This window comes from Sphingopyxis sp. CR5 (assembly GCF_059693785.1).
In genome coordinates this window covers 249,053-257,886 of record NZ_JCATIE010000005.1, presented here as the reverse complement: position 1 = coordinate 257,886, position 8,834 = coordinate 249,053, and the positions used below count along the sequence as shown (strand labels likewise).

Sequence of the window (8,834 nt, the reverse complement as noted above, 5' to 3'; positions counted from 1 at the left end):
GGCGGATGACCGACGCTCCGCCACCCGCCGCGCCGCTGATGCTGTTCAACAGCCTGACGCGCAGCCTGGAACCCTTCACGCCCGTCCACGCCGGCGAAGCGCGCGTCTATTCGTGCGGACCAACGGTCTATAATTACCAGCATATCGGCAATATGCGCGCCTATGTCTTTGCGGACACGCTGGGCCGCACCCTTGCGTTCAAGGGCTATGAGTTGCGCCATATCATCAACATCACCGATGTCGGCCACCTGACCTCGGACGCCGACGCCGGCGACGACAAGATGGAAAAGGCCGCCGCGTCACAGGGCAAGACGGCCTGGGACATTGCCGCCTTTTACACCGCGGAATTCAAGCGCGACCTCGCCTGGCTGAATGTCCGCGATCCCGCCAAATGGACCGTCGCGACCGATTACGTCCCGCGGATGATCGAATTTGCGAAGCGCATCGCCGACGCCCATTGCTACGAACTCGACAGCGGGCTCTATTTCGACGTGTCGACGGTGGCGGATTACGGCCGGCTCGCCCGCGCGGTCACCGAAGAAGGCGAAGCCCGGATCGACGAGGTCGAAGGCAAGCGCCACGCGGCCGATTTCGCTATCTGGCGCAAAACCCCGCCGGGCGAGACGCGGCAGATGGAATGGGAGTCGCCGTGGGGCCGCGGCGCACCGGGATGGCACCTCGAATGCTCGGTAATGGGGGAAGCCGAACTCGGACTGCCCTTCGACATCCATACCGGCGGCATCGATCACCGAGAAATCCACCACCCGAACGAAATCGCGCAAAATCAGGCCTATCGCGATTGCGGCGGCCTGGACTGCGCCGAACATTCGGGCGCGCGCGTCTGGATGCACAATAATTTCCTGATCGACCGCGGAGGCAAGATGTCGAAGTCGGCGGGCGAGTTCCTGCGTCTGCAACTTCTGGTCGACAAGGGCTATCACCCGCTCGCCTATCGGCTGCTGTGCCTGCAGGCGCACTATCGGTCCGAACTCGAATTTTCGTGGGATGGGCTGGGCGCTGCGCTGACGCGGCTCAAGCGGTTGGTGATGGCGGCGGCCCCGGTGCGCGAGACGCAAGCGGCCGAGGTGTCGGACAAGCGGCTCCTCGATCTGCTCGCCAGGTTCGATTTGGCCGTCTCGGACGACCTCAACACGCCGATCGCGCTCACCCTGCTCGAAGAAGCGGCCGCGTTGAACAAGATCGATGCCGGCCAGAAAAGGGCGGCGCTCGCGGTAATGGATGCGGTGCTCGGCCTCGACCTGCTCACCATCTCGCGCGAGGCGCTTCGCGTTCGACCCAAAGCGGCAACAATCACTGAAGAGGAAATCGAAGCCACCCTCGCCCGCCGCAAGGAAGCGCGCGCAGCAAAGGATTTCGCGACCTCCGACGCGCTGCGCGACGAACTGAACGCCGCGGGCGTCGAAGTCATGGACGGCGACCCGCTGGGCTGGGACTGGCGGCCGGACAATTGAGGTTTCCCTCCCGCTTGCGGGAGAGCTTGGGGGAAGGCATGTAGGACCGACCCCGTTGCGCGCGCGGACAGGCCCTCCCCCTGCCCCTCCCGCAAGCGGGAGGGGAGATATATGACCAAAACCATTACCGTCCTGTCCGGCCTCATCCGCCCGCTGGTCGAGAATCGTCTGCCCGACTGGGTCGAACCGCGCTTCTTCCAGTCGAAGGACGAGGCAATGGCCCTCGCGCCCGATGCCGACATCGGCTGGTTCGACATGTACGAGAAAAAGGACATGGCGGCGGCGATCACCGCGGCGACGCGCCTCAAATGGCTCAACTCGATCTATGCCGGCGTCGATGGCATGCCGCTCGACCTGTTGCGGGAGCGCGGGGTCACCGTCACCAACGGCGCCGGGATCAACGCGATCACCATCGCCGAATATGTCGTTATGGGCATGCTCACCGTCGCGAAGGGCTACCGCGAGGTCGTGCGCGCGCAGGAGCGGCACGAATGGCTGATGGACTCGCCGGGCAAGGTCGAGCTCTACGGGTCGAAGGCCTTGCTGCTCGGCTATGGCGCGATCGGCAAGCTGGTCGAAGAGCGGCTCAAGGGTTTCGCGGTCGACGTCACTGTCGTGCGCCGCTCGCCGGGCGCCAACACGCTGAGCCCCGACCAGTGGCGCGCACGGCTCGGCGAGTTCGACTGGATCATCCTCGCGGTTCCCGCGACGGCCGAGACCGACGGAATGATCGGTGCCGACGAGCTCGCGGCGATGAAGCCGAGCGCCACCCTGATCAACATCGCCCGCGGCGCGGTCGTCGATCAGGGCGCGCTGGTCGACGCATTGAAGGCAAAGCGCATCGCCGCAGCCTTCCTCGACGTCACCACGCCCGAGCCGCTGCCGGCCGGCGACCCGCTGTGGGGCCTCGATAACGCGCATGTCACGATGCACCTGTCGGGCCGCGCGCAGGACAAGATGTTCGCGCGCTCGGCCACCCGCTTCCTCGAAAATCTCGACCGCTGGCACAAGGGCGAGGCGGTCGAGCCTCGGGTAGACCTGACGTTGGGCTATTAGTTCGGCCGCTCGGCCTTCAACTCGCGCACCAGCGGTTGCAGCCGCTCGTCATATTTGGCGAGCATCGTGTGCGCGCCGGCATGGTCGTAAAAGCTGACCAGCTCGCGGCCGTTCCAATGGTGCAGCGCATAGGCCGGGTCTTCGGCCACGATCATCGGCCGGTCGTCGGGACGGCTTTCGTCGATCGGGCGCAGGTCGAGCGAGACCTGTGGCGCGGTCGACGAACAGATCGCGACGGTGCGCCCTTCCCACGCGACGGTAACACTGCGGTGCAGATGACCGCAGATCAGCCCGCGCACCTGCGGGTGGCGGCGCACCACTTCGGCAAAACGGTGGACCCAGGGTTCGTCGGGGTGCGTGTTCATCCAGTCGATCCCGCTTTCGACCGGCGGATGGTGCATCACGATATAGGTCGGTTTCGCGGGCGCCCTTGCCAGCTCGGCATCGAGCCACAAGGCGCGTGTGTCGCAAAAGGCACCGCCATGGCGCCCTTCCTCGAGCGTATCGATGGTGACGAGCCGCAACTCGGGCAGATCGACCGTATATTGAACGAAGCCGTTGCCATCGTCGAAGCCCGGGAAGTGCGCGTGAAAATTGTCGCGCAGGTCGTGATTGCCGACACTGGGCCAGACGGGAAAGGGACAACGCGAAAAGGCGGTGACCAACCGGCGGTAGCTGTCGGCATCGCCGCGATCGGTGATGTCGCCGGTGGCGAGCAACAGATCGGGCCGGTTCGGCCCGTCGATCAACCTGTCCAGCACCTCGTCGAGGCGCTTGCGATTATATTCGGCCGGATTGTCCGGATCGAAACCGATATGGATATCGGTGATCTGGGCGATCAGCATCTCCGTCCCCTGCTCCGCGCCGCCATCGCGGTCGCACGATGATTATCGACCCCATTCCGCGTGCCGCAACGCCGGTTTGCGCCACGCCACATGATAAAGGCTGCGCCGACTCGGCTCTGTGATCTTGCGCACAGTGTAGGAATGCGCCGAAGGCGGCGCGATGATCACGGTCACAGCCTTCTTGCGCTGCCGCTCCGGTACCCACGGTTTGCCGCCGTCGCTGTGATATTCATGGCACATGGCACAAGGCGAGGCGGTCGCGGTCTCGACCTTGGCCAGCGTCGCCCCGCTTTCGCCGACGTGACAGGTGCGGCACTGCGTCAGCCCCGGCACCAAGATGTCGCTCGCCTGTTTCGACTTTGGCGCGGCGATATGGCAATCGGCGCACGCCGTCTCCTTGTGCGCATCATGGTCGAACCAGCCTTTTTGCAGGAAACGCGGCGTCTGATGCACGGGCATCACGCGCCAGTCGTTGCCCGATTTTAGCGCGCCGATCGTGTGGCAGTCATAGCAGGCGCCACCCTTTGAAAAGACCGCGCGCACCGCGTCGGCGGCGCGGCTCGGCCGCACCGCGCTTTCGCGGAAATAGATATTATAGACCTGCCCCTCGGCATATTGCCCGGGCCGCCGCCGCGCCATGCCACCGAGTTGGAGCGGGCGCGTCGGGCCGGTCGAGCGATAATAAGCATAAAGGTCGGCGACGACCTGATCGGGCTCGCCGTGGCGCAAGGTGCGCGTCACGCCGCCGACGGTCTCGAAGGCGAGGCTGTGGCACATCGCGCAGTCGCGCTCCATCTTCACCGGCGCAATACGCACCCCGCCGGCTTCGGGCCGGTGGCAATTTTCGCATTCGAGCTTCTTGCCGAAGCCATAGCGGCCGCGGAAGCTCGCCGCCATGCGCGCGACCCCGCCGTTCGCCGCGAGATGCAGGTCGTGCGGAAATTTGAGCCCGTCGAAATCGGAAACCGCACCCTTGCCCAGCGTGGCGCGCAACGGCTGCGCGCCCGGCGCGGCGCGGACGAGCGGGCGGAAGTCGGGGTGGCTCGTTCCGAAGTCGCCGGCATCGGCGATCCCCGACTTGAAGCCCGCCGACGTCAGCCGCGCCGCCATCCCTTCGTGACAGTCGGTGCAAAAGGCCTGCGGCGTCGCCGGCATCGGCCCGGCCCCCTCATGCTCGGTATGACAGCCGACGCAGCGGCCCTGCGGCTTGTTGAACGCATGGGCGAAGCCCGCCAGCACCTTACCCCCCGCCCCCGGCGGCGCGCGCGCGGCGAGCAGCATCGCGGTCGATGCGCCGGCATGCGCCTGGCTCATCGCCTTGTGCTCGCCGGTATGGCAACCGACGCACGCCTTGTCGGTGACCGCGACGAAGGGCTCGACGTGGCACGCCTGGCAGTCGTTCTTCAGGCTGGCGTGCGCGCTCGACAGTGGCCCCGACAGCCACGCCTGGTCGGCATGATAGCCTTGCGGACGTTCGTCGACGCTCTGGTAGCTGTGCCACGCCCAGATCGGCCCGATCAGGAAAGCGAGCAGCACCAGCGCCGCGAACGCCCACGCCCCGGCTCGCTTGCCCGGCATCACGCCGGCGAGCGAAAAGGCGCGCGCTTCATCGACGTCTTTCGACGCCTGCGACAGCTCGTCGATCCGCTCGACGCGCAGGATCACATCCTCTCCCTCGCGCGCGATTGTCAGCCGGTGCCCGCCGAAGCGTAGCTCGGCGCCCGCCGCGCTGTCGATGTCGGCGATGTCGAGCGTGCGCCCGTTGAGGTCGAAGCCGAGCCCCTCCTGCGCCGCGATGCGGACGTGGCGTCCGTCGGCGCTGCTGATCGTCGCGTGATGCGGATTGACCGCTAGGTCGGCAACGTGGATCGCATTGCCGCTATCGCGCCCGAGCGTGATGCTATCGCCGGCGAGCGACTGATCGCGAACGATCTGCTTGCCCGTCTTGGTCGTCGCGATCCGGCGCAGGATGAAGCTCATCGTCCCCCTCCCCGCCTTACCAGTAAAAGAAGACGCTGATGATGTGCGCCGACAGCGCCGCGAGCAGCGCAAAGGTCAGCGGCACATGCACATAAAGCCAGATTTCGAGCAGCGCGCGCAGACGCAGGTGCCGGCGCAGTCGCGAAAGAGCCGCTTCCTTCTGGGTCAGCAGGGCGATCACCTTCGCTCGCGCCTCAGGGTTGCTGTCATGCGAGGCGACGAGCGCACGATGCGCCGCGGCCGTCGCGCATTTGGGATAGCGCCCGCTGAGCCGCGTACAGAGACCCCCCGCGAACGGGTTTTCGTCGAGCGCCGCGAGCACCGGCGCGGTATCTGCGAAGCCGAGAGGCTGCGCGGCGGCGTGGAGCTGGCGGTCGAAGGAGCGGATCGCCTCGAGCATCTGCATCTGCGTCATCTGTTCGCGATTGTTCGACAGCGCAGCGGGCAGCGTCGCATAAACGGCCACCCCGAACATCCCCGACAGGATGACGAGCATCATCAGCGCCCACGCGAGGGTATGGACGTTCCAGCCGAGCTGGAAGCCGGTATGCCAGGTGCCGATAACGATCAGGCTGAGCCCCAGATAGACATGCGCCGAGGTCCACGCCTTCAAGGACCAGTAATCGCGCGTCATCCGCCGTTTGCGATAGCCGAGCGCGGTCAGCCACAGGATCAGCAGCGCGCCGATCGTGCCGAGCGTGTAGCCGTACCAGCTGCCACCGTTGGGGCGCGGCTGGACGTCGATGAGCGAATAGCTGACGATGACGAGCAGGCAGAGCGCGCCCGAAATCTTCGCCCAGCGGAAATCGGCGTAGCGCAGAAAGCCCTCGTGCTTGCTCTCGCGCACCCGCTCGGTCTGCGTGGCCTTGCTGCGGCGGCGCTTGAAAAGGGTCGCCATCAGCCGGCATCCTCCTCGAGCCGGGCGATCGACAGGAATTCCTCGGGCGAGACGCGGATCGCGGCGCCGGTCGGACAGGCGCGAACACAGGCGGGACCACCGGCGATTCCCTTGCACATGTCGCATTTCACCGCGACCTTCTTGGGCTTCTCGTCGCCCAATTGCGTCTTCGTCCATTTGGGCGAGGGCTCGCCTGGACCGGGGCCGCGGCCGAGCAGCAGCCAGCTCAGCAATCCCGGCTTGGGCGGCGGTGCCGCCTCCATGCGGATCACGCCATAGGGGCAGTTGCGCATACAGTTGCCGCAGCCGATGCACCCCGGCTCCATGAACACTTCGCCGTCGGGGCCGCGGTGGATCACGTTGGGCGGACAGTCGGCCATGCAGTGCGGATGCTCGCAGTGACGGCAGCTCGTCGGGACGTGCAGATGGGCGAAGGTCTTGCCCGCCTCGCGGTCGAGCCGCGACAGTCCCTCGTGGCTGTCCGCGCACGCCTTTTCGCAATTGTCACAGCCGACGCAGAGATTCTCGTCGATCAGCAGCGCGTCGGTCGCCTCGCCCAGCCCCTCCTTCATAATGAAGCCGGCGGTGTCCGAATAAAGGTCGACCGCGCTCGAATAGCTCGCCTTGCGCGATTCAATGAAGTCGTTCATCGCCGCGCGCTCGGCAACCGCCGCCTCGGTGGCGTCGCGAACCTGCGGCCGCGCCGCGAGCATCGCTTTGAAGCCTGCGCCGGTCAGCTTGATCACCTCGCTGCCGACCGCCGCCTTCACCGTCGCATTGCGTTTCTCGCCGCTCAGCACCGCCATCTCGCCGAAATAGCTGCCCGCGGGCAGATAGCGCAGGAAGATGGATTTGCCGCCGATATCCTTCTCGACGACCATCGAGCCCGACCGGACGACGTAGACGTCGTCGCCTTCGTCGCCCTCCTCGACCACCGCCCTGCCCGCGGGCACGCGGATCACCTCGGCCTCGTCGACGACGGGCGCGAGATCCTGGGCCGTCAGCCCGCCCTTGAATATCTGGAGTAGCTGGCGTTCAAGCGAGATGCGGTTGATCGCGCGCTTGGCCCCCGGAACCGCCGCCATCAACTTGAGCGCCGCGGTGCGCGACATTTCGACGAAGATGCTGTCTCCGCCCGCGCGGATCGTCGCGCCGCGCTTGCGCCCCGAGATCAGGCCGACCTCGCCGAAGATCGACCCTTCCTCGATGGGCACCGTGATGTCCGGCCCGACCTCGACGAGCGCATGCCCTTCGGCAATCGCGAAGAGCGACGACCCGGGCTCGTCCTTTTCGAACACCACCTCGCCCGCGCGATAGAAGGCGACCTTCGAATCGAGCATGAATTCGCGCATCTGGAGCGGCGAAACATCCGCGAAGATGCGGACATGGGCCCGCAGATATTCCAGCCACTCGCTGACCGGCATGTCATGGGGCATCCCGGCAAAGATCGCCGCGAGGTCCTTTTCGTCCGCGGGCGTCAGCGCCTCGTTGCCGCTCAAAAACTCGACGACGTCATAGCCCTGGTTCATGCAATGCTTGATCAGCGGATAGCCCGCGAGCGCGCCGATGACATAGATGCCCGGCACCGTCGTCTCGAAAGTCGGAGACAGCTTGGGAAAGGCTTCGCGGTCGGGGCCGGTGAACTCGATCCCCATCGCCTCGACGAAGCCGCGCGGCGCGACCGAGCCCAGTCGCGCGACGATGGTGTCGCAAGCGATCCGCTCCTCGCCGTTCGGGGTATCGAGTGTCAGCCAGCCATCCTCGACCAGCTTGGGCTGCGTCTCGGTGCGGATGTCGATCGCGCCATTTTCGCCGGCCTCCATCAGGTCGGCGACATTCTTAGCCTTGGCGCGCGCGAAATCCTTCGACCGGTTGAGGATCGTCACCCGATTGCCGAGCGCCTCCTCGGCAACACCAAGCGCATTTTCGATCCCCGCATCGCCCGACCCCACGACCGTAATGTGCCGGTCCCGAAAATCCTCGGGATCGTCGACCTGATAGATGATGTGCGGCAATTCGTTGCCCGGGCACCGCAGCCGGTTGGGATTGCCCTGCGTGCCGATCGCGAGAACAATCGTCTCGGCCGCGATCGTCTCGCCCTTTGCGGTCGTGATCGTAAAAACGCCCTTGGTCCCCGAAACCTCTACGATTTCGGCATTATAACGGACGTTGATCTTGTTGTTGGCCGCATCCTCGTCCCAATTGGCCAGGATCGTCTCCCGCGCGCCCTCTCCGAAGCGGCAGTCGGAGCGCAGGTCGAGCCGGTCGGGGGTCGCGAGCACCCGCTTGCCCTTCTGGTATTTGAAAATGGTATCCGACAGATGATCGGTCTTTTCGAGCAGGACATGGCTTAGTCCCAGGTGCGCAGCCCGCGAGGCGGCACTCAGGCCGGCAGGACCCGACCCGACGATCGCGACCTTGACCGCCTCGCTCACGGGGCGGGCGTCCGGCCAGGTCGCCGTCGCGGCATCGTTGCGTACATGGGCACCCTACCCCCCATCGCCAGCCCCCTTCGGCGATCAATAACGGATGCGACCCGGACTTATGTCCTAGAGGGGCGAACTATGCCCCCGAACCCGGCGC

The 8,834-nt window shown here is 65.9% G+C and carries 6 protein-coding genes; 2 read left to right on the top strand and 4 right to left on the bottom strand.

All coding sequences use genetic code 11. The annotated features are described in order from the left end of the window. Window positions 1–5 precede the first annotated feature (5 nt). Window positions 6–1,472, top strand: coding sequence for a cysteine--tRNA ligase (cysS, locus tag AC58D2_RS09905; RefSeq protein ID WP_497389799.1), 1,467 nt, complete (start codon window positions 6–8; stop codon window positions 1,470–1,472). 111 nt (window positions 1,473–1,583) lie between these two features. Beyond that, window positions 1,584–2,528, top strand: coding sequence for a D-2-hydroxyacid dehydrogenase (locus tag AC58D2_RS09900; protein WP_497389797.1), 945 nt, complete (start codon window positions 1,584–1,586; stop codon window positions 2,526–2,528). Here the strand turns inward: AC58D2_RS09900 and AC58D2_RS09895 are convergent. The 4 genes from AC58D2_RS09895 to AC58D2_RS09880 are packed head-to-tail and all read right to left on the bottom strand — an operon-like array spanning window position 2,525 to window position 8,686. Continuing rightward, complete coding sequence (locus tag AC58D2_RS09895; protein WP_497389795.1) at window positions 2,525–3,373, bottom strand: phosphodiesterase; 849 nt, start codon at window positions 3,371–3,373, stop codon at window positions 2,525–2,527. The two genes, AC58D2_RS09900 and AC58D2_RS09895, sit on opposite strands and share 4 nt — an antisense overlap. Before the next feature lie 42 nt (window positions 3,374–3,415). Then, on the bottom strand, window positions 3,416–5,353 hold the full coding sequence (locus AC58D2_RS09890) for a cytochrome c3 family protein (protein WP_497389793.1): 1,938 nt from the start codon (window positions 5,351–5,353) through the stop codon (window positions 3,416–3,418). 16 nt (window positions 5,354–5,369) lie between these two features. Then, window positions 5,370–6,251 carry a hypothetical protein gene (locus AC58D2_RS09885; RefSeq protein ID WP_497389791.1) on the bottom strand — a complete coding sequence of 294 codons (882 nt, stop codon included), beginning with the start codon at window positions 6,249–6,251 and terminating at the stop codon, window positions 5,370–5,372. Continuing rightward, window positions 6,251–8,686, bottom strand: coding sequence for an FAD-dependent oxidoreductase (locus AC58D2_RS09880; protein ID WP_497389789.1), 2,436 nt, complete (start codon window positions 8,684–8,686; stop codon window positions 6,251–6,253). The genes AC58D2_RS09885 and AC58D2_RS09880 overlap by 1 nt, the downstream gene beginning before the upstream one ends. Window positions 8,687–8,834 lie beyond the last annotated feature (148 nt).